Genomic DNA, 21,526 nt, shown 5'->3' with positions numbered 1-21,526 from the left:
TGGCATGCGCTGGGTCTGTATTCTCTTTCCGCAGTTGGCGCTGGATGCTGCGTTGCGTCAGCGGCCCGATCCCGATGAACCGCTGGTGCTGCTGACGGGCACTGCGCAGCGTCGGGTATTGCAGGCGGTGAATGCCTCCGCTCGGGCGCTCGGCCTGCGGCCGGGGCAATCGCTGACCGCCGCCCATGCCATGAGCAAAGCCTTTGTCAGCGCCGAATACGACGTGGCCGAAATCGAGCGGTGGCAGCAGTTTCTTGCGGCCTGGGCTTACCGTTTCAGCTCCCAGGTCAGCGTGTTTTATCCCCGCGCCTTGTTGTTTGAAATCGAATCGAGCCTGGGTCTGTTCGGGCCCTGGCCGCACTTCGAGGCGCGGCTGCGGGCGGAACTCACGGAGCTGGGTTTTCGCCATCGCATCGTCGCCGCACCCAATCCGGCGGCTGCACGGATCCTGGCCAACGCTTATGACGGCCTGGCGGTGGCGGACAATCAGAGCTTGCAGCGAATCCTCGGGCAGATGCCCATTGACCGGGTCGGGCTCGAGCAGGAGGTCGCCACGGCCTTGTCGCGCATGGGCCTGCGGACCTTGAGTCAGGTTCAGGCGCTGCCCCGCCATAGCCTGGCGCGGCGCTTTGCAGCCCAGGTGCTCAAGCACCTCGACACACTGCAGGGCGACCGCCCGCTGGCCCTGGCGTTTTACCTGCCGCCGGACCGTTTTGACGCGCGTATCGAACTGAATTTCGATGTCTTGTCCCATCAGGCGCTGCTGTTCCCGTTGCGCCGGCTCACCGGTGATCTGTCGGCGTTTCTCTGTGGTCGCGACAGCGGCGTACAGCGTTTTGATCTGCATCTGGAACATGCCGGGTTGCCTGACACGCAGATCAAGGTCGGCCTGCTCAGCGCCGAGCGCGATCCGGCGATGCTCTTCGAACTGGCCCGCGGTCGACTGGAACAGGTGCAGGTCGGGTCGCCGGTACGGGGCTTTCGTTTGGTGGCCCATGACTTGCCCAGGTTCGTCCCGCAGCACCGCGAACTGTTCGACGAGCGCCCGCAGCAATCCATGCCCTGGGAACAACTGCGCGAACGCCTGCGGGCGCGACTGGGGGATGACGCGGTGCATGGCCTGCGCTTCCAGGCCGATCACCGGCCGGAGCACAGCTGGCAGCCGAGCGCCGATAGCCAGAGCTGCCCGCCGACCCCCGGCCTGCAGCGCCCGGGCTGGTTGCTCAGCGAACCGCTATCGGTGCACGAAGGCGCGGCGCGGATCCTCATGGGGCCGGAGCGCATCGAGTCCGGCTGGTGGGATGGCGGCGATGTGCGCCGCGACTACTACCTGATCGAAACCCGCTCCGGCCAGCAGGCCTGGGCCTGGCGCAGCGTGGGCGAGGCCGGGCCCTTGTGGCTGCAAGGCTGGTTCGCATGAGCCTCGAGTATGCCGAACTGCACTGCCTGTCGAACTTCAGTTTCCAGCGCGGTGCCTCCAGTGCCCGCGAGCTGTTCGAGCGGGCAAAACGTCAGGGCTATCAGGCCTTGGCGATTACCGACGAGTGCACCCTGGCCGGCATCGTCCGCGCCTGGCAGGCCGCCAAAGAGGTTGAGTTGCCGCTGATCATCGGCAGCGAAATGCGCATCGAAAACGGCCCGAAACTGGTGCTGCTGGTGGAGAACCTCGAGGGCTACCAGGCGCTTTGCCGGCTCATCACCCGGGCGCGGCGGCGGGTGGAGAAGGGTCAGTACCAAGTGCTGAGGGAGGACTTCAGCGAACCGTTGCCGGGGTTGCTGGCGCTGTGGCTGCCCGACACCCTGGAGGTCGAAGGGGAAGGGCGCTGGTTGCGGCAGGTGTTCGGCGAGCGGCTGTGGCTGGCCGTCGAACTGCACTGCGGGCAGAACGATGCCCGACGGCTGGCGGATTTGCTGGCCCTGGCCGCCGCCCTGGATATTGCGCCGGTGGCCAGCGGCGATGTGCATATGCACGCCCGTGGACGGCGCGCCTTGCAGGACACCATGACCGCGATCCGTCATCACGTGCGAGTCGCCGAGGCCGGGCAACGCCTGCACCCCAACGGCGAACGGCACTTGCGCAGCCTCGAGGCCTTGCAGGCACTGTATCCGCCGCAGCTGCTTGAAGAGTCAGCGCGCATTGCCCGACGCTGCACCTTCGACCTCGGCCAATTGCGCTACCAGTACCCCCGTGAACTGGTGCCTGAAGGTCACAGCGCAGCCTCCTGGCTACGTGAGCTGACCGAGCAGGGCATGCGCTGGCGCTGGCCTGAAGGGGTGGAAGACAAGGTGCTGGCGCTGATCGAAAAGGAACTGAAGCTGATCAGCGAGTTGAGCTACGAGAGTTACTTCCTCACCGTCCACGACATTGTGCGCTTCGCCCGCAGTCGCGACATCCTCTGCCAGGGTCGCGGTTCGGCTGCCAACTCGGCGGTCTGTTATGCCTTGGGCATCACCGAAATCAACCCCGGCCTGATGAACATGCTATTCGAGCGCTTCCTGTCCAAAGAGCGCAACGAACCCCCGGACATTGACGTCGATTTCGAGCATGAACGGCGTGAAGAGGTGCTGCAGTACGTGTTCCAGCGCTACGGCCGGACCCGCGCCGCGCTCACGGCGGTGGTCAGCACTTACCACGGGGCTGGCGCGGTGCGGGATGTGGCCAAGGCCCTTGGCTTGCCGCCGGATCAGGTCAATGCCCTGGCTGATTGTTGCGGCCACTGGAGCAACGAGCCGCCCTCGGTGGAGCGTCTGCGCGAAGGCGGCTTCGACCCGGACAGCCCGGTGTTGCACCGGGTACTGAGCCTGACCGGACAACTGATCGGCTTCCCCCGGCACCTGTCCCAGCACCCCGGCGGTTTCGTGATTTCCGAGCAGCCGCTGGACAGCCTGGTGCCGGTGGAAAATGCCGCCATGGCCGAGCGCACCATCATCCAGTGGGACAAGGATGACCTGGACATGGTCGGGTTGCTCAAGGTCGATATCCTCGCCCTTGGCATGCTCAGCGCCATCCGCCGTTGTTTTGACCTGCTGCGTCGTCATCGCGGGCTTGATCTGAGTCTGGCGAAGGTGCCGAAAGAAGATCCGAAAACCTACGAAATGATCGGCCGGGCCGACACCATCGGCGTGTTCCAGATCGAGTCCCGGGCGCAGATGTCGATGCTGCCGCGACTCAAGCCTGTGAAGTTTTACGATCTGGTGATCGAGGTGGCGATCGTCCGCCCGGGGCCGATCCAGGGCGGCATGGTGCATCCGTATTTGCGGCGGCGTAACAAGGAGGAACCTGAAACCTATCCGTCCGAAAAATTGAAAGCCGTCCTGGAGCGCACATTGGGTGTGCCGCTGTTTCAAGAGCAGGTCATGCAGATTGCCATCGTTGCCGCCGATTACAGCCCCGGCGAAGCCGACCAGTTGCGCCGTTCCATGGCTGCCTGGAAACGCCACGGCGGACTGGAACCCCATCAGCTACGGCTCAAGGAGGGCATGCTGAAAAATGGCTATACAGAAGAATTCGCCGCGCAGATCTTCGAGCAGATCAAGGGCTTTGGCAGTTATGGTTTTCCCGAGTCCCACGCGGCCAGTTTCGCCTTGCTGACCTACGCCAGTTGCTGGTTGAAATGCCACGAACCGGCGGCCTTTGCCTGCGCGCTGATCAACAGCTGGCCGATGGGTTTCTACAGCCCGGACCAGATTCTGCAGGACGCCCGTCGGCATCATCTGCAAATCCGCCCGGTGGACGTGCGCGCCAGCGACTGGGATTGCAGCCTGGAACCGAACCGGGGTGAACAGCCGGCGATCCGCATGGGCTTGCGGATGATCCGCGGTTTTCGCGAGGACGATGCCCGGCGCATTGAAGCGGCGCGGCTGGTCGGTGCCTTTGTCGATATAGCGGACCTCGGCGTGCGGGCCCGGCTCGACGCCCGGGCCCAGGAGCAACTGGCCGACGCCGGGGCTTTGCGCGGGCTGGCCGGGGATCGCCATCGGGCGCGCTGGGAGGTGGCAGGGGTGCAGAAGCAGCTTGGCTTGTTTGCCGGTTTGCCCAGCCAGGAAGAGTCGGTCGTGGTCTTGCCCAAGCCGACCGTGAGCGAAGACCTGCAAGCTGACTACGCCAGTGTCGGCACTACACTGGGTCCGCATCCGCTGGCCTTGCTGCGGGCTGAACTGAAAGCGCGGCGCTGCCGCAGTTCACGGGAATTGCTCGAGGTCGAGCATGGGCGCAACGTCAGCGTCGCCGGGCTGGTCACCGGCCGACAAAGACCGGGGACCGCCAGCGGCGTGACCTTCGTCACCCTGGAAGACGAGTTCGGCAACGTCAACGTGGTGGTCTGGCGTGACCTGGCCGAGCGTCAACGGCAGGTGCTGGTGGGTTCGCAGTTGCTGAAAGTCGACGGCACGCTGGAGACCGAGGGTGAAGTGCGGCATTTGATTGCCGGGCGCTTGAGTGACTTGAGTTCGTTGCTGACCGGGATCAGTGTGCGTAGCCGGGATTTTCGCTGACAAGAACGGGTTATCCCGGTTGTTTTCGTGGTGCCGGTCAAGCCCCCATCCAGAGCCAGCGCCAGCGCAAACCACCTCGCGTCGTACAAGTCATTCCACCGTTATTGCGCGATCGCCCGGCAATGGGCTATATGACATTCAGTCATTATTTGAGAATGAGTAGAACGGACCGACCCAGGCGAGTGTCAACTGACAGCAATAGTCCGTTACCTCCGACTCCCCGTGATATGTACAGAGTAAGCCGATGCAGTTTTTATCTGAAAGCCACGGGTGTCAGGGCTGGAGCGGTGAAATGGCCGGACGCATTCGCGCGTTCGACTGGACCCTGACTGAGCTGGGTGCCATCGAAACCTGGTCGACCAGCCTGCGCAGTACCGTGCAGTTGCTGCTCGCTTCGCCGGTGCCGCTGGTGATGCTCTGGGGCAAGCCTGGCTACATGATTTACAACGACGCCTATTCGCTGTTCGCCGGTGGGCGTCATCCGTATCTGCTGGGCGCTCCCGTTGAACTGGGTTGGCCGGAAATTGCCGAGTTCAACCGCACGGTGGTGGACACTTGCCTGGCCGGCGGTACCTTGTCGTTTCGCAATAAAGAGTTGGTGTTGTTGCGCAACGGCCAGCCAGAAAGCGTCTGGATGGATTTGTATTACAGCCCGGTGGCCGGTGACGACCAGGTCCCGGCGGGTGTCATGGCGATAGTGGTCGAAACCACCGCCCATGTCATATCCGAGCGCCGTCGACAGGACGCCGAGCAGGCCTGGCGCGCCGCCAACGAACGGGTGCAGCTGGCGCTCAATGCGGGGGCCTTGCTCGGTTCCTTTGTCATGGACATCAAGGCCAATCTGCTGTCCGGGGATGAGCGTTTTGCGCGGACTTTTTCCTATCCGCTGGAGCAGCCGCTGGATCAGTTGGCGCCTGATATTGCCGGAAGCAGGATTCACCCCGATGACCTGGAGGAGGTCAATCAACTGTTTGCGCATTCGCTGCAACATGGCAGTGCCTATAACGTGGAGTACCGCGTTCGCAATCCTGACGGCAGCTACCGCTGGGTGCTGGCCAGCGGTTGCTGCGAGTACGACGATCAGGGCCAACCCTTTCGTTTTCCGGGAGTTCTGATCGATATCCACGAACGGAAAATAGCCGAGGCCTCATTACTCAAACTCACCCGCAACCTCGAACAGCGGGTCGCTGACGAAGTGCAGGCGCGCCTGGCGGCCGAAGAGCAATTGCGTCAGTCACAGAAGCTGGAGGCGATTGGCGGATTGACCGGTGGTGTTGCCCATGACTTCAACAATTTGTTGCAGGTGATCGCCGGCAATCTGCACCTGCTGGCTCGTCATGAGCCAGACAACGCGAACGTGCAACGCCGGGTCAGTGCGGCAATCGCAGCGGTCGATCGCGGTGCCAGGCTTTCCTCGCAACTGCTCGCCTTCGCCCGTCGCCAGCCGCTGTCACCTGCGGTCTACAGCCCCCGGCGAATCTACGAAGGCCTGGGTGAACTGTTGCAGCGGGCCCTGGGTGAAACCATTCGGATTGACGTGCAGTTACCAAATGACCCCTGGCACATTCACGTCGACCGCAACCAGCTGGAAAATGCCGTACTGAATCTGGCCATCAACGCCCGGGATGCGATGAAGGGCGAGGGGACCATTTGCATCAGCGGGGAGAACATCGCACTGGACCGCAGGTTTTGCGCGGGCAAGGGCATCGCCGCGGGGGACTATGTGCGCCTGTCGGTGACCGACACTGGGGAGGGTATGCCTCCCGAGGTTCTCAAACAGGCCTTCGAACCCTTTTTCACCACCAAGGCTGACGGCCATGGCACGGGCCTCGGTTTGAGCATGGTGTTCGGTTTCGTCAAGCAAAGTGGTGGCCATGTGGAGATCGTCAGCAGCACCGGGCAGGGCACCACGGTGCAGATGTATTTTCCTCGCAGTACATTGCCGCAAACCCCTGAGTCGCCGATCAATGGCGCCCAACAGACGGGTGGGCAGGAGACCATCCTGGTGGTAGAAGACAACGAGGATGTGCGCGACGCCGCCGTCGAGCTGTTGCAGCAGTCGGGCTACAACGTACTGACCGCAGCCAATGGCGATATGGCAATGGAGATGTTATTGGAGGGGGGCAGGGTGGATCTGATTTTCACCGACGTGGTAATGCCAGGGCTGATCAAAAGCGCTGACCTGGCCGCGTGGGCCAAGGTGCAGTCGCCACCCATTGCGGTGCTGTTCACTTCGGGGCACACCCGGGACATCATCTCGCGCAACCACCAACTGAGTCCCGATACCCATCTATTGAGCAAACCCTACGGGCCGGATGCACTCGGCACTATAGTCAGAACCCTGCTCGGCGCTTGAGTCTTGCCCCGATATGAATTGAGCGACGACTCGGCACTCACCCACACAAGGCTGCCCATGACTTCACAGCGTAACAATCCTCCCGATCGTTCCGGCTTCGTCAAGGTACGGGGTGCCCGAGAGCACAACCTGCAGAATGTCGATGTGGACATTCCCCGGGACGCGCTGGTGGTCTTTACCGGAGTCTCCGGCTCGGGCAAATCCTCGCTGGCGTTCTCGACTTTGTACGCCGAGGCACAGCGGCGCTATTTCGAATCCGTGGCGCCTTATGCGCGGCGCCTGATTGACCAGGTGGGCGTGCCGGATGTCGATTCCATCGAAGGCCTGCCGCCTGCGGTGGCCCTGCAACAGCAACGCGGCACGCCCAGTACCCGTTCTTCGGTCGGCAGTGTCACCACCCTGTCGAGCTTGATCCGTATGCTCTATTCCAGGGCCGGCAGCTATCCGCCGGGGCAACCGATGCTCTATGCCGAGGACTTCTCACCGAATACGCCCCAAGGCGCCTGTGCGCAGTGTCACGGCCTGGGAAGGGTCTACGAAGTGACCGAAACGTCGATGGTGCCGGATCCAGGCCTGACCATCCGCCAGCGCGCCGTGGCGTCCTGGCCCACGGCGTGGCAAGGGCAAAACCTGCGGGACATTCTGGTGACTCTCGGTTATGACGTTGACGTGCCCTGGCGCGACCTGCCAAAAAAGCAGCGCGACTGGATCCTCTTCACCGATGAGCAACCGACGGTTCCGGTGTACGCCGGGTTCACCCCGGCGCAAACCCGCCAAGCCCTCAAGCGCAAACTCGAACCCAGCTATCAGGGCACTTTCACTGGCGCGCGGCGTTATGTCCTGCACACTTTCACCCACTCGCAAAGCGCCTTGATGAAAAAGCGTGTGGCGCAATTCATGCTCGGCAGCCCATGCCCTTTGTGTGATGGCAAACGTCTCAAGCGCGAAGCGCTGTCAGTGACCTTCGCCGGTCTGGATATCGGCGAGCTGTCGCAAATGCCTTTGCTGCAAGTGGCCGAGGTATTGAAACCGGTCGCCGCCCAGAGTTTCCTGGAACACGCCGATGATGGCGGTGAAGTGATGAGCCACAGCCAGACCCGCGAGGCGCGCGAGGAACGTGTGGCCCATGGGGGCATGGCCCACGCGGACGCACCGGATGTGCGCCACACGCCTAATCTGTCGCTGGAAAAGCGTCTGGCCGCGCAACGCATCGCCCAGGATCTGCTGGAGCGGGTCAGCACCCTGACCGACCTCGGGCTGGGCTATCTGGCACTGGAGCGCAGCACGCCGACCCTGTCATCCGGCGAGTTGCAGCGCTTGCGCCTGGCCACTCAGCTGGGCTCGCAGTTGTTTGGGGTGATCTACGTACTGGACGAACCCTCGGCCGGTTTGCATCCGGCTGATGGTGAAGCGCTGTTCGAAGCCTTGCAGCGCCTCAAGGCGGCGGGCAATTCGTTGTTCGTGGTCGAACACGACCTGGAAACCATGCGTCGCGCCGACTGGCTGATCGATGTCGGCCCGGCCGCTGGCGAGCATGGTGGTCACGTGCTGTATAGCGGACCTCCGGCCGGTCTGGCGCAGGTTGCAGCGTCGCAGACCCGCGCTTACCTATTCGCTGAGCAACGAACCACACAACCCGGCGTTCGCCAGGCCAGCGGTTGGCTGCGGCTCGAAGGCGTCAGCCGCAATAACCTGAACAATCTCAGCGTCGAATTTCCTCTGGGCTGCTTTACCGCTGTGACCGGCGTCTCCGGCTCCGGCAAGTCGAGCCTGGTCAGCCAGGCCTTGCTGGAATTGGTCGGCGCCCATCTTGGACGGGCGCAGAACAATGCCGAACCGCAAGAACTGAACCTGGAGGACGAGACGCCGCAAGCCAGTGGCGGACAGGTGATTGCCGGGCTGGAATCGATCAAGCGCCTGGTGCAGGTCGACCAGAAACCCATTGGTCGTACGCCACGTTCGAACCTGGCGACTTACACCGGGCTGTTCGATAACGTGCGCAAGCTGTTCGCCGCGACACCCGAGGCGCGCCAGGAAGACTATGACGCCGGCCAGTTTTCCTTCAATGTCGCCAAGGGCCGCTGCGCGACCTGCGAGGGCGAAGGATTTGTCAGCGTCGAATTGCTGTTCATGCCCAGCGTCTATGCGCCGTGCCCGACCTGCCACGGCGCGCGCTACAACCCGCAAACCCTGGCCATCACCTGGCGGGGTCTGAACATCGCCGAGGTGCTGCAGCTCACCGTGGAGCAGGCGGTCGAAGTGTTCGCCGAGCAACCCGGGGTGCGCCGTTCCCTGGAGGTCTTGCGCGATATCGGTCTGGGTTATCTACGCCTCGGCCAGCCCGCCACCGAGCTCTCGGGTGGCGAAGCACAACGGATCAAACTGGCCACCGAACTGCAACGCAGTCAGCGCGGCGCGACCCTCTACGTGCTGGATGAACCGACCACCGGCCTGCACCCGAGAGACGTCGACCGTTTGCTCGAGCAACTGAACAATCTGGTCGAAGCCGGGCATTCGGTGATCGTCGTCGAGCACGAGATGCGCGTGGTCGCGCAAAGCGATTGGCTGATCGATATTGGGCCCGGCGCCGGGGATCAGGGCGGCAAAGTGGTTGCCTGTGGTCCACCGCACAAGGTCGCGAAAAACCGGAAAAGTCGTACCGCGCCCTTTCTGGCCAGGGTCCTGGCTCAAGCAACCGCTTGATGGGAGGACTGCGGCGGTTGGTCGCGGTCCGGACACTCAATTGTCTTTTTTGTGGGCACTCTGGAGTTTTTTCGCCATTTGCAGATTGGGCGACGAACGGTTACCGCTGGTCTGATTGACGGTCGACAGAAGGGCGTAGGCAAGGCCATGCTGGTAATTGGTGATTGCGATAAAACGCAGTTGCCTCCGATCAACAAACGGAGGTGTTCCATGCCGGTGAACCATGATATTTATCAGGATTTGGGCTGTACGAAGGAAGTCATCCAACAAAAGCGCGCCAACGACCCCCATCTCCACTCCTTGCTCGATAAATACTCAAGCATTGATGCCGAAGTGCTGAAGGCCGAGGCTGCGGCAGCCGCTGATGATGATCTGAAGAAGCTCAAGGAGAAGCGTGTGTTGATCAAAAGAGAGATATTAAAGCTGACAAATCCATCCTGAATCCGTGAATCCCTGAGCGGGGCAGCGCAGATTGCCTGTGCACCCCGCCAGATTGTCCCTCAGTCATTATTTGAATGCTCACGCTGTCAGTTCTTCCGCCATCTCCAGAGGGTGTTTCATTCTGGGCAGGGTATTTGCGTCGACGGCCGGCGAGCAAATAAATGGAACGGCGATAAATGTCCACTCCTCGAAATATCAGAGTCTGACGTTTCAGGCTTCAAGCGAGGTGCTTATGAGCGATCCAAGATTTCCCAGCGAAGAACAGGGCGGTAATGACCCGATGCCAACGTCCCCTGACCCCATGGGCCCAGGACGGACCGCGGTCAAGCCGGAGAAAGAGCGGGGTATTGATGAACTGCCGGACAATGAAGGCGTGCGGCCGTTGGATGAGGACGATGAAACCGGTATGGATCCGGAGCGGATACGGGAAGAGACCGATAATGCGGTGCAGGATAAACCGATGGATCCGCGTTGAAATCAGCAAAAGCCCCAACGGAAATCTATAGCCAGGTGAGAATTTGTGGCGAGGGAGCTTGCTCCCGCTGGGGCGCGCAGCGGCCCCAAAACCAGCCATCGCGATTCTTCAGATAGGAACGCATCAGGCAGTTTAGGGCTGCTTCGCAGCCCAGCGGGAGCAAGCTCCCTCGCCACAGGGACCGCGTTCGACGCAAGATTTATTCTGCGCTGCGCATCGCCTGACTCAACGGCAACCGTGCCATATTGCTGGCCTTCAGCGACCCCAGATACAACCAGTCTCCATACTCGCGCACCGTGGTAATCGGCGAGTAATTGCCGCTGCTGTTGTCCTGCAGATTGGCAACCACCTTGCCTTCAGTGTCCAGCCCCAGCGCGAACGCGCGTTTCTCGATGGGCTTGGGCAGGACCATCAGCGCCCGGACCAGCACTTTACGTACATAGGGGTAACCCGCGGTGCCGTCGAGCAGTGGACTGCGCGGGGCATAAAGCGCGACCCAGAACCGGTCACGGCCGTTGAAACTCAGGTTGTCGGGAAGGCCAGGCAGGTTGTCGATAAACACGTCATGAGTACCGGCCCTGGCTCCGGTCAGCCAGTAGCGGCTGATGCGATAGGCACCCGTTTCATTGACCAGCACAAAGGCTTCGTTCGGCCCCAGTGCCACGCCATTGGCGAACTCCAGCCGGTCCAGCAGCAGCTCGGTCTTGCCGGTCTGGAAGTCGTAGCGCAACAGTCGCCCGTCGCCACCGTGTTCGATGATGGCCTCACCATCCTTGCCATAACCCCAGCGGCTCGAAGCATCGCTGAAATAGGCATAACGACCGGCCGCATCCACCGCGACGTCGTCGGTGAAACCGAAGGGCAGGCCGCCGGCCTCGATGGTCAGCACAGCCAACTGACCCTGAGCGTCCAGTGCCAGCAAACCTTTGACCCCGTCAGCAATGATCAGCCGACCGTCCGGATGCCGGCTCAGGCCCAACGGCCGGCCGCCGGTGTCGGTCAGCACGTCGAGGCTCTTGCCATCAAGGCTGGTGCGGATCACCCGACCGTCGTGCAGACCACTGATGAGAAAACCCTCCTCCAGCAGCAGCGCTTCAGGCCCGGCAATATCCGCGGCACCGACTTTTTCCGCAGCTTTGAGCTTTTGGTTTTCGGCATAGGCGCCGTTACTCAGCGACGGCGCGGTGGCGGGTATCCAGCTCACCGGCTGGACCTTGGTCGGCATCAGCAGCAGAAAGGCCGCGATGGCAATAACCAGCAGCAGAACCAGGTGGCGAATCTTGACTCGACGAGGGGTGGGGGCATTTTTCATCAAGCACTAACTCCTGTCTCGGCCGGGATGCTCCGTTGCGCCATCTCGGATAATGCCAGCAGGGACGCGGCCGATTCGCGCTCTATCCGTTGCTTGAACAGCAACTGATTGCCCAGGCGCATCAGCAGGCCGCTAAAGCGATATTCCAGGGTGCGGCTGAACCGGGTACCGTTGCCAGCGGCAGGCTGGCATTCATAGGTCACCCGCAACTCAAGGCCATGATCACCCTGGGCCCGCGCGCTCCAGCGCCGGCCAGGCAGGTACTCGTTGACTTCCCAACTCAAATGACCGGAACGGCCGCCGGCGCGAATGTCCTCTTCAAAGCGCGAACCGGCATGCAGCGGGCCGCTCTGGCCTTCGACCTTGAGCGAAGACGGATGCCACTCCGGCCAGCGGCTGGCGCTGCTGGCATAGGCGAGAACGGCTTCCGGGCTGCGGGCGATATCGACGTGATGCTGCATGCGGGTCATGGGCGGTCTCGTTGTCAGAGAGTAGGGGTTGCCTTCGGGCTCCCAATACAGCGTGCCAAAAAGATAGTCCATCAGCGGCAGGACGATGTTGAAATTGCGTTCCTGCATCAGTTCGTGACGGTGATGCAGTTCATGCAGACGGCGCATCTGGCGAATCCATGGCAGCCGAGTGATCGGGTTACCCGGCGGCAGATGTTCGCAGGCGTGAAACACTTCGTAGGCCAGATAACCGAGAATCATGCAGCCGGCAAACAGCGCGGCGACATTGGCGTTGAGCTGCTTGAGCAGCCACCAGGCGGGAAGGGTGATCAACAGGCTGTGCACCACGATCAACCAGGCCGGGAACAGAATCACCCGCCAGTCGCGGGCGCTGTTGTAGCTCATCTGGCCCGGTGCGAAAAAACTGTGGTGGTCACCGGCATGCCGCGCATAAAACATCCGCGCAAAGCTTTTTTTGTGATGGCCCAGATGCCGGTGCACGATGTAGATGCAAAGGTTGAAGAACAGCAAGGTCAGCGGCACCGTCAGCCATTCCAGCGGTTGGACCTGGTCCAGGGTGCGCCAGAAAAAGCCGATACACAGCAGACCGAAGACCAGCACGAAGCCGCCATGCAGCCACGGGTTGTACAGCGGATGGATGCCGGCACGGTAGCGGCTGCGAAACGCCTGGGTGGACTGCTTCACTGCGGTCTCCTGTTGTCATTGTTATAGACAGAAGATTAGCCCTGGCCGGGTTTGCCGGCTAATGGTTATTCGCGGTGATGGTTTGAGTTGTAGCTGGGGACATTGATCGCGCCAGTCGAACGCAATACCTGTGGCGAGGGAGCTTGCTGTGGCGAGGGGGCTTGCCCCCGTTGGGTCGCGAAGCGGCCCTAAAACCGGCAATTACGGTTATTCAGGTAGAACGCGTCAGCCGGTTTACGACTGCTTCGCAGCCGAACGGGGCGGTGCGGCGGTCCGACAAGCCCCCTCGCCACAGTAAGCCACCTCATCACAGGGTTTCCTCGCCAAGCCTTGGATTGGCTGTTTCGATCAGTGTCCCGGACTCACCGGCTCCCGCAGATGCCCCGTCGGAAAGTGCCGGGCATAGGCCTGGCACACCCGCAGTACCTGATCATCGGCATACCGCGCAGCGACCACCTGCAAACCCACCGGCAAGCCGTTCGGCGCCACTCCGCAGGGCACCGACGCGGCGGGTTGCTGGGTCAGGTTGAAGGGGTAGCTGAAGGGGGTCCACTCCATCCATTCGCCAAAGGGCGAACCTGGCGGCACGTTGTGGCCGGCTTCGAACGCGGTGATCGGCAGCATCGGCGAGACCAGTACGTCATAGCGCTGGTGGAAGGCGCTCATCCGCGCCACCAGGGCGGAGCGGGCTTCGAGGGCGCTGGTGTAGTCGCTCAAGCTGATCCGTTCCCCGAGCTCGGCGATTCGCAGCAGCCCCGGATCAAGCAGTTCGCGCTGGGCACTGCTCAGCTGCCCGGCCAGGCGCGCGGCCCCGGCGAACCACAGGGTGTTGAACATCTCCAGCGGGTCGCTGAAGCCCGGGTCGATCTGCTCGACCTCAGCGCCCAGCTCTGCCAGGCCTTGTACCGCCAGGGCCACCAGCCGGGCGACCTGCGGGTCTACCTGCACATGGCCGAAGTCCGGGCTGTAGGCGATGCGCAGGCCTTTGAGGTCGGCGCCTTCCCGCAGCCAGGGCGTGCTGCGTGGCGCGCCGATCAGCCCGTCGCGGGCATCGGGGCGGGCGACGGTTTGCAGCATCAGCACAGCGTCTTCCACGGTGCGGGTCATGGGCCCCAGATGGGAGAGGATGGTCATGGCGCTGGCCGGCCATTGCGGTACATAACCAAAAGTCGGTTTGATCCCGAAGGTGCCGGTGAAGGCACAGGGAATCCGGATCGAACCGCCGGCATCGCTGCCCTGGTGCAGCACCCCGAGATTCAGCGCGGCCGCGGCCGCGGCACCGCCGGACGAGCCGCCGGCGGTCATCCGCGTGTCCCACGGATTGCGGGTGATGCCGTACAGCGGGTTATCGGTCACGCCTTTCCAGCCGAATTCCGGGGTGGTGGTCTTGCCCAGCAATACCGCACCGGCCTCGCGCATGAACGCAGTGAAGGGCGCGTCCACCTCCCACGGTCCCTGGGCCGAAGTACTGCGCGAACCTTTGCGCGTCGGCATGCCCCGGGTCAGGGTCAGGTCCTTGATCGACCCCGGCAATCCATCCAGCGCACCGCAGGGCTGGCCCTTGAGCCAGCGCTGTTCGGAGGCGCGCGCCGCCGCCAGCGCGCCTTGCGGGTCGACATGGCAGTAGGCGTTGACCAGCGGGTTGAAGCGCTCGATTCGCCCCAGCGCATCTTCGGTCACTTCGACTGGAGACAGGCTTTTGTCGCGGTAGCGGGCGAGCAGTTCGACGCCGCTCATCTCGGCGATAGTGCGGTGCTCGATCATGCGGATTTCCCTCCCTGGGCGGCATTGACCATCGCCCGCAGCAATACTGCACAGCCGGCGGCCAGATCATCCGGGGCGGCGTTCTCGATTTCGTTGTGGCTGATGCCGCCTTCGCACGGCACGAAGATCATCCCCGCCGGGCCGAGTTCAGCGACGAAGATCGCGTCATGCCCGGCGCCGCTGACGATGTCCATATGGCTCAGGCCCAGACGCTGCGCGCCCTGGCGTACCGCGTCGACGCACTCTTGAGCGAAGTCCAGCGGCGGGAAATCGGCGGTCGGGGTCAGCTCGAAGCTCAGCCCGTGCTGCTCGCAGGAGGCCTCGATGACCGCGCGGACTTCATCGACCATGGCTTGCAGCTTGTCCGAGTGCAGGTGGCGCAGGTCAATGGTCATATGCACCTGGCCAGGGATCACATTGCGCGAACCCGGATGCAGGTTCAGGCAACCGACGGTGCCGCAGGCATGGGGATGATGGGCATGGGCGATACGGTTGACCGCGCTGACCACTTGCGCGGCGCCGACCAGGGCGTCCTTGCGCAGGTGCATGGGCGTCGGTCCGGCATGGGCTTCGACACCGGTCAGGGTCAGGTCGAACCATTTCTGCCCGAGGCAACCCATGACCACGCCGATGGTGGTTTGCCGGTCTTCGAGCACCGGGCCCTGTTCGATATGTGCCTCGAAATAGGCACCCACTGGATGCCCGAGTACCGCCCGCGAACCGGCGTAACCGATGCGCTGCAATTCGGCACCCACCGATACCCCTTGTTCGTCCTGCTTGAGCAGGGTTTCGCCGAGGTCGAATTTGCCGGCGAACACCCCCGAACCCATCATGCACGGTGGAAAGCGTGAGCCTTCCTCGTTGGTCCAGACCACCACTTCGATGGGGGCTTCGGTTTCCAGCCCGAGGTCATTCAGGGTGCGGATCACTTCCAGTCCGGCCATGACCCCGTAGCAGCCGTCGAACTTGCCGCCGGTGGGTTGGGTGTCGATATGGCTGCCGGTCATTACCGGCGCACGCTGCGAATCGCGCCCGGCACGGCGGGCAAAGATGTTGCCGATGGCGTCGACGCTGACGCTGCATCCGGCCTCTTCGCACCAGCGCACGAACAGGTCGCGGGCCTGGCGATCGAGGTCGGTGAGGGCCAGGCGACAGACGCCGCCCTTGACGGTGGCGCCCAATTGCGCGAGGTCCATCAGTGATTGCCAGAGGCGGTCGCGGTTGATCAGTGGTGCGTTGCTGTCGAGCTGTTGCGATGGATCGAGACGGCTGTTCATAAAAGAAGCTCTCCGGTCAGGCGCTCAGGGCCAGGTAACGGTTTTTGATCATCGGGTCGGCACGGAAGGCCGCGGCGCTGCCTTCGTAGACCACGCGACCCTGTTCGAGCACGTAATGACGGTCGGCGAGCTTGTCGCAGACCATCAGGTTCTGCTCCACCAACAACACCGGCAGGCCGTCCTCCTTGATCTTGCGCAGGATCTTCACCAGCTCGTCGACGATCACCGGCGCCAGGCCTTCGGTGGGCTCGTCGAGGATCAGCAGCTTCGGGTCATTGAGCAGCGCACGGGCGATGGCGAGCATCTGTTGCTCGCCGCCGGACAAGGCGTGGCCGGCATTCTTGCGGCGCTCCTTGAGCCTGGGGAACATGCCGTAGACGTCTTCCATCTGCCAGCGGCTGGTCTTGCGCACGGCGATGCGCAGGTTTTCCTCGACGGTCAGCAACCGGAAAATCCCTCGATGTTCCGGGACCAGCGCCAGACCCTGGCGGGCAATCTCGAAGATCTTCTGGCCGACCAGGGCCTTGCCGTTGAAATGGATCTGGCCCTGGCGCGGGCAGATGATCCCGAGGATGCTGCGCAAGGTAGTGGTCTTGCCGGCACCGTTGCGTCCGAGCAAGGTCACCAGTTCGCCGGGGTTGACGGTCAGCGACACGCCTTCGAGGACGTGGCTCTTGTCGTAGTAGGAGTGGATATTCTCGACGATCAGCATCAGGCGGCTTCTCCCAGATAGGCGGCACGCACGCGCTCATCGGCGCGGACGAATTCCGGTGTGCCTTCGACCAGGATCTGGCCGTGGCTCATGACGGTGATGCGTTGGCTGATGGACATGACGATGCTCATGTTGTGTTCGATCAACAGCACCGTATGGTCACGGCCCAGGTCGCTGATCAGCTGGGTCATGATCGGAATGTCATCGATGCCCATGCCCGAGGTCGGCTCATCGAGCATCAGCAGTTTTGGCCGCGAGCAGATCGACATGCCAACCTCCAGCACCCGCTGCTGGCCGTGGGACAGCTCGCCGGCGAGGGTGTCGGCCCGCGGCGTGAGCTTCAGGCGCTCCAGCACCTGGTCGGCCATCTCCAGGTGCTGGCGACGGCTCTCCACCCGGCTCCAGAAATTCAGCGCGCCGAGGCCATCCCGGCCCTGGGCGGCCAGGCGCAGGTTCTCCCGCACACTGAGGTTCTGGAACAGGCTGGTCAGTTGAAACGAACGGGCCATGCCCAGGCCGACCCGGCTGTGGGTCGGTTTGCGCACGATGTTCTTGCCGTCGAAGTGAATGGCTCCGGCGGTGGCCTGGCGCTCGCCGGTCAGGCAGTGGAACAGGCTGGTCTTGCCGGCGCCGTTGGGGCCGATGATGGTGTGGATAGTCCCGGCCTGGACCTTCAGGTTGACGCCATTGACCGCATGAAAGGCGCCGTAGGCCAGCTCCAGGTCGCGGGTTTCCAGCAGGTAGTGTTCAGCGCTGCTCATAACAGTTTCTCCTTGGCCTGCAGGGCCGCCTTGCGATTGCCGCGAAAACGTTCCACCAGTGACGACAAGCCGCCCCACAAACCGCCGCGCATAAATACCACCACCAGGATCAGGATGATCCCCAGCAGCATCAGCCAGCGCGGCCAGAGGTCGGAGAGGAAGTCACCGAGCAATACGATGGAGCCGGCGCCGAGCAAGGAGCCGAACAGCGATCCGGTGCCGCCGACTATGGTCATGATCAGGATGTTCTCGGACATCGCCAGGTCGATGTTCGACAGCGGCACGAAGTGCAGCAGCATGGCGTACAGCGCCCCGGCGATACCGGTCACTGCACCGGACAGGACGAACACCAGGATCTTGAAGTGCCGGGTGTCGTAGCCGATGGCGGCGGCGCGGGTTTCGTTCTCGCGGATCGCCATCAAGGTGCTGCCGAACGGCGAGGCAATGACCCGGCGGGCGGCGATGAAGATCAGCAGGAACAGCACCGCGACGAAGCCGTAGAAGGACCGCGCGTCGGTGAGCGACAGCAGCTCTGTTTCGCCGATGCGGATTTCCGGGCGCGGCACGTTGAGCAGGCCGTTGTCGCCGCCGGTCCAGTCGCTCAGGGTGTAGGCGATGAAGTAGGCCATCTGGCTGAAGGCCAGGGTCAGCATGACGAAATAGATGCCGGTGCGACGAATCGCCAGGGCACCCACCAGAAACGCCAGGAAGCCGCCGGCCGCCGCCGCGCCCAACAGCGCGCTGAACAGGCCCAGTTGCAGGTGGATCATCAGCAGCGCCGCACAGTAGGCGCCGGCACCGAAGAAAATGCCTTGACCGAAGGACAGCAGCCCGGTGTAACCCAGCAGCAGGTTACAGGCGAGGGCGGCCATGGCGAAAATCAGGATTTCCGTGGCCAGGGTCGCCGACGGCAACACCAGCGGCAGGCCGATCAGCACACCGATCACCAACAGCAGCATGTAGCGCGACTGAGTCTTGGCAAAGGGCAGGGGATTTTTCTCAGTCATGTTCATGCTCTCCCGAACAGGCCGTAAGGACGCACCAGAATCACCAGCGCCATGGCGCCATAGATCATCAGGCTGGCGCCCTGGGGCCAGATTGTGGTCATCAGGCTTTGCACCACCCCGACCAGCAGACCGCCGATCAGCGCGCCGCTGAACGAGCCCATGCCGCCGATCACTACCACCAAGAACGCCACCCCGAGAATCTCCGGGCCGACGAAGGGCTGGGCACCGCGCAAGGGCGCAAACAGCACCCCGGCGACACCCGCCAGGGCCACGCCCAGGGCGAAGGTCATGGAGAACAGCCGGAAGATATTGGTGCCCAGCAGCGATACGGTTTCGGTGCTTTCACTGCCGGCCCGCACCAGCGCGCCAAAGCGGGTGCGCTCCAGCAGCAGCCACAGCGCCAGGCCGATCAGCCCGGAAAAGACGATCAGGAACAAGCGGTAGTAGGGATACACGAAGTCGCCGATGATCAACACGCCGCGCAGCAGTTCCGGCACCGCCACGCTCTTGCCCACCGGGCCCCAGATCAGCACGCTGGCCTCCTGGATAATCAGCGCGATACCCAGGGTCACCAGAATCTGGAAGGTATGGGGCAAGTGATAGATCCGCTGGATCAATAATCGCTCGATGGCCCAGGCCAGGGCGGCCACCACCAACGGCGCGACGAGCAGTGCCAGCCAGAAACTTCCGCTCAGGCTGACGACGGTGTAGCAGATGTAGGCGCCGAGCAGGAAAAACGCGCCGTGGGCGAAGTTGACGAAGTTCAGCAGGCCGAAAATGATCGTCAGGCCGACCGCGATCAGGAAGTAGATCATCCCCAGGCCAAGGCCATTGAGGATCTGGAACAGGTAAAGATTGAGCATGCAGGAACCCTCTGCAGGGAGCCGAACGACAACACGTCACTCGGCCCGCTGCCTGTGGCAAGCGGTAGAAAGGTTTCTCGGTTTAGCCCAGTACGCAGCCGGTCGCATCTGCCGGCGGGAATGAGCGCCCGGAGCTGACCACTTGCGCCAGGTCATCCTTGTCGCGCATGTCGGCGGCGGCCTTGCCCACCAGCAGGTAGTAATCCTTGATCACCTGGTGATCGCCGGCGCGGATCGATTCCTGGCCGGTCGGCCCTTCGTAATTTAAACCCTGCATGGCCTTGGCCACGGTCGGGCCGTCGAAGCTGCCGGTGGCGATAATGCTGTCGAGCATGATCTTGGTGCCGATGTAATCTGCCGCCAGCGGGTAGGTGGGATTGATGCCGTATTTGGCCTGGGTGATCTTCACCAGTTCGCGATTGAGTGGTGTATCGATCTGGTGCCAGTACTGCGCACCGAGGTACACGCCTTCGAGGACATCGCTGCCCAGTTCCTGGAACTGATCGAGCCCGGCGGACCAGACCAGCAGCACCTTCATGCGTTCCTTGATGCCAAAGTTCACCGCCTGGCGCAGGGTGTTGGAGGACTGGCTGCCGAAGTTCAGCAGCACCAGCACGTCCGGCTTGGCGGCGATGGCGTTGGTCAGGTAGCCGGAAAATTCCTGCTCCTGCAGTGAGTGATAGCTGTTACCGATATGTTCGACGCCATGCTCGGCGCAGACTTTTTTCGCGCCTTCGAGCAACGCTTCGCCGAATACGTATTGCGGGGTAATGGTGTACCAGCGCTTGGCCTCGGGCAGCAGCTTGATCAGCGGCACCAGGGTCTCGCGGATCGCCCCGTAGGTCGGCACCGACCAGCGAAAGGTCGCCGCATTGCAATCCTTGCCGGTGATTTCATCGGCGCCCACCGGGGTCATGAATACCCCGCCGACCTTGCCCACTTCCTTGGCCACCGCCAGTGCCGAGGACGACAAGGTACAGCCCTGGAAGAACCGTGCCCCGTCCTGCGCAATCGCCTCCTGTACCTTGCGTACCGCCTTGCCGGCGTTGCCTTCGGTGTCGATCACCTTGTAGTTCAACGGACGACCGAGCAAGGTCGGATGCTGCTCGATCGCCAGGCGCGAGCCCATGTCGGCGAACTTGCCATAACTGGCGAAGGCCCCGGACATCGATTTGAGCCCGTAAAAGGTGAACGGCTCGGCGGCAAAAGCGTGGCGCACACTCAGCGGAAGGCTGAGGGCACCGGCGACGGTCAGACTGGCTTTCAACAACGTACGACGCTGCATAGGGTAACTCCCTGGTTTAATTATTGGTAGGAGTGGCAATGGCAAAACGGCGCATCACGGCCTGTGGGCAGGCCTTTTATTGGAGGTCGGGACGGGTGTCAGTGACTGTGATCGAACTCCAGCAAAAAGTGGCGGGTGACTTCCCCTTCGAGGGCGCTCATGTGGTGCTCGGCATCGCACATGTGTTCATGCATCAATTGCCGCACGCTGTTCTCGTCCTCGGCTTGCAAGGCGTTGAGCAGGCGCTTGTGGTAGTCGAGGTTGGCCGCATCGAACTGCTTGCGCTTGGGTTTGTAGGCTTTCTTCAACACCACCAGATCGCGCAGCAGGTCATTGAGAAATTGCGCCATGAAAGCCAGCAGCGGATTGGGGCAGGCACGGGCCAGCAGGTTGTGGAATTCCAGTTCCGCCAGGCGCTGTTCGCGCTGGCCGGCTTCGCTGTCTTCCGGTGCGCTGCAGAAATCGACGTTGTCCTGCAGGGCCTTGAAGTCAGCCGCGCTGAGGCGGCCGATCACCGACACCGCCAGTTCGACCTCGATGACCTTGCGCAGTTGGTACACCTGCTCGCCGTCCAGGTGCTGGAAGTGCAGGTAGTTGCGCAAGGCGCGGCTCGCCGGTTCGGTCCCGGCTTCATTCAGGTAAGCGCCGCCGCTGGGGCCGGTGCGGGTGTTGACCAGGCCTTCGACCTCAAGGGCCTTGAGCGCTTCACGGGCCGAGCCCTTGGAGCACTGGAAGCTTTCCATCAGCTCGCGCTCGGTGGGCAAACGGTCACCGGGGCGCAGCGCGTCGGTGACGATGGAGCGCTTGACCGACTCGACAATCACGTCGGAAAGCTTCTGGCGTTTGCGGCGGAGCGGGCGACTGAGCATGTTTTCTATTTATCCTATTAATGCGGATAAATAGCACTTAATAGGGCTTGGTC

General features: G+C 62.6%; 16 protein-coding genes. 6 read left to right on the top strand and 10 right to left on the bottom strand.

All coding sequences use genetic code 11. The features are described 5' to 3' along the window. Nucleotides 1–4: 4 nt before the first annotated feature. The 6 genes from ACA064_RS19415 to ACA064_RS19390 all read left to right on the top strand — a co-directional run bounded on the left by ACA064_RS19415 (nt 5) and on the right by ACA064_RS19390 (nt 10,469). Entirely contained in the window at nt 5–1,420 is a 1,416-nt protein-coding gene (locus ACA064_RS19415) for a Y-family DNA polymerase (protein ID WP_497669567.1), read from the top strand. Next, nucleotides 1,396–4,494 (top strand): error-prone DNA polymerase, encoded by a 3,099-nt coding sequence (locus ACA064_RS19410; RefSeq protein ID WP_497669566.1) that lies wholly within the window; start codon nt 1,396–1,398, stop codon nt 4,492–4,494. Before ACA064_RS19415 ends, ACA064_RS19410 begins: the two co-directional genes overlap by 25 nt. 244 nt (nt 4,495–4,738) lie before the next feature. Further along, nucleotides 4,739–6,850 (top strand): hybrid sensor histidine kinase/response regulator, encoded by a 2,112-nt coding sequence (locus tag ACA064_RS19405; RefSeq protein ID WP_497669565.1) that lies wholly within the window; start codon nt 4,739–4,741, stop codon nt 6,848–6,850. 57 nt (nt 6,851–6,907) lie between these two features. Then, nucleotides 6,908–9,553 carry an excinuclease ABC subunit UvrA gene (gene uvrA, locus ACA064_RS19400; RefSeq protein ID WP_497669564.1) on the top strand — a complete coding sequence of 882 codons (2,646 nt, stop codon included), beginning with the start codon at nt 6,908–6,910 and terminating at the stop codon, nt 9,551–9,553. Nucleotides 9,554–9,763: 210 nt separating this feature from the next. Next, nucleotides 9,764–9,994: a hypothetical protein gene (locus ACA064_RS19395; protein ID WP_497669563.1), complete on the top strand. Its 231-nt coding sequence runs from the start codon at nt 9,764–9,766 to the stop codon at nt 9,992–9,994. A gap of 232 nt (nt 9,995–10,226) precedes the next feature. After that, complete coding sequence (locus tag ACA064_RS19390; RefSeq protein ID WP_497669562.1) at nt 10,227–10,469, top strand: hypothetical protein; 243 nt, start codon at nt 10,227–10,229, stop codon at nt 10,467–10,469. Nucleotides 10,470–10,668: 199 nt separating this feature from the next. Here ACA064_RS19390 and ACA064_RS19385 read toward each other — a convergent pair whose 3' ends face one another. The 10 genes from ACA064_RS19385 to ACA064_RS19340 form a co-directional block, all read right to left on the bottom strand. Beyond that, a complete protein-coding gene (locus tag ACA064_RS19385) occupies nt 10,669–11,781 on the bottom strand; it encodes an SMP-30/gluconolactonase/LRE family protein (protein WP_497669561.1) in 1,113 nt (370 codons plus the stop codon). Further along, nucleotides 11,781–12,935 (bottom strand): SRPBCC family protein, encoded by a 1,155-nt coding sequence (locus ACA064_RS19380; RefSeq protein ID WP_497669560.1) that lies wholly within the window; start codon nt 12,933–12,935, stop codon nt 11,781–11,783. The genes ACA064_RS19385 and ACA064_RS19380 overlap by 1 nt, the downstream gene beginning before the upstream one ends. A gap of 348 nt (nt 12,936–13,283) precedes the next feature. Further along, on the bottom strand, nt 13,284–14,699 hold the full coding sequence (locus ACA064_RS19375; RefSeq protein WP_497669559.1) for an amidase: 1,416 nt from the start codon (nt 14,697–14,699) through the stop codon (nt 13,284–13,286). Beyond that, on the bottom strand, nt 14,696–15,976 hold the full coding sequence (locus tag ACA064_RS19370) for a Zn-dependent hydrolase (protein ID WP_497669558.1): 1,281 nt from the start codon (nt 15,974–15,976) through the stop codon (nt 14,696–14,698). The genes ACA064_RS19375 and ACA064_RS19370 overlap by 4 nt, the downstream gene beginning before the upstream one ends. A 16-nt stretch (nt 15,977–15,992) precedes the next feature. Further along, on the bottom strand, nt 15,993–16,688 hold the full coding sequence (locus tag ACA064_RS19365; RefSeq protein ID WP_150644600.1) for an ABC transporter ATP-binding protein: 696 nt from the start codon (nt 16,686–16,688) through the stop codon (nt 15,993–15,995). After that, nucleotides 16,688–17,449 carry an ABC transporter ATP-binding protein gene (locus tag ACA064_RS19360; RefSeq protein ID WP_497669557.1) on the bottom strand — a complete coding sequence of 254 codons (762 nt, stop codon included), beginning with the start codon at nt 17,447–17,449 and terminating at the stop codon, nt 16,688–16,690. The genes ACA064_RS19365 and ACA064_RS19360 overlap by 1 nt, the downstream gene beginning before the upstream one ends. Then, nucleotides 17,446–18,456, bottom strand: a complete 1,011-nt coding sequence (locus ACA064_RS19355) for a branched-chain amino acid ABC transporter permease (RefSeq protein WP_497669556.1) — start codon at nt 18,454–18,456, stop codon at nt 17,446–17,448. Before ACA064_RS19355 ends, ACA064_RS19360 begins: the two co-directional genes overlap by 4 nt. A 2-nt stretch (nt 18,457–18,458) precedes the next feature. Continuing rightward, nucleotides 18,459–19,319 carry a branched-chain amino acid ABC transporter permease gene (locus ACA064_RS19350; RefSeq protein WP_497669555.1) on the bottom strand — a complete coding sequence of 287 codons (861 nt, stop codon included), beginning with the start codon at nt 19,317–19,319 and terminating at the stop codon, nt 18,459–18,461. An 82-nt stretch (nt 19,320–19,401) separates the two neighbouring features. Then, nucleotides 19,402–20,604: an ABC transporter substrate-binding protein gene (locus ACA064_RS19345; RefSeq protein WP_497669554.1), complete on the bottom strand. Its 1,203-nt coding sequence runs from the start codon at nt 20,602–20,604 to the stop codon at nt 19,402–19,404. Between the two features lie 98 nt (nt 20,605–20,702). After that, the gene (locus ACA064_RS19340) at nt 20,703–21,473 is read right to left on the bottom strand and encodes a FadR/GntR family transcriptional regulator (RefSeq protein ID WP_497669553.1); all 771 of its coding nucleotides are present in this window, start codon (nt 21,471–21,473) and stop codon (nt 20,703–20,705) included. Nucleotides 21,474–21,526 lie beyond the last annotated feature (53 nt).

Source organism: Pseudomonas sp. LBUM1658 (assembly GCF_059716055.1).
This window is presented reverse-complemented; position numbering and strand designations above follow the sequence as displayed.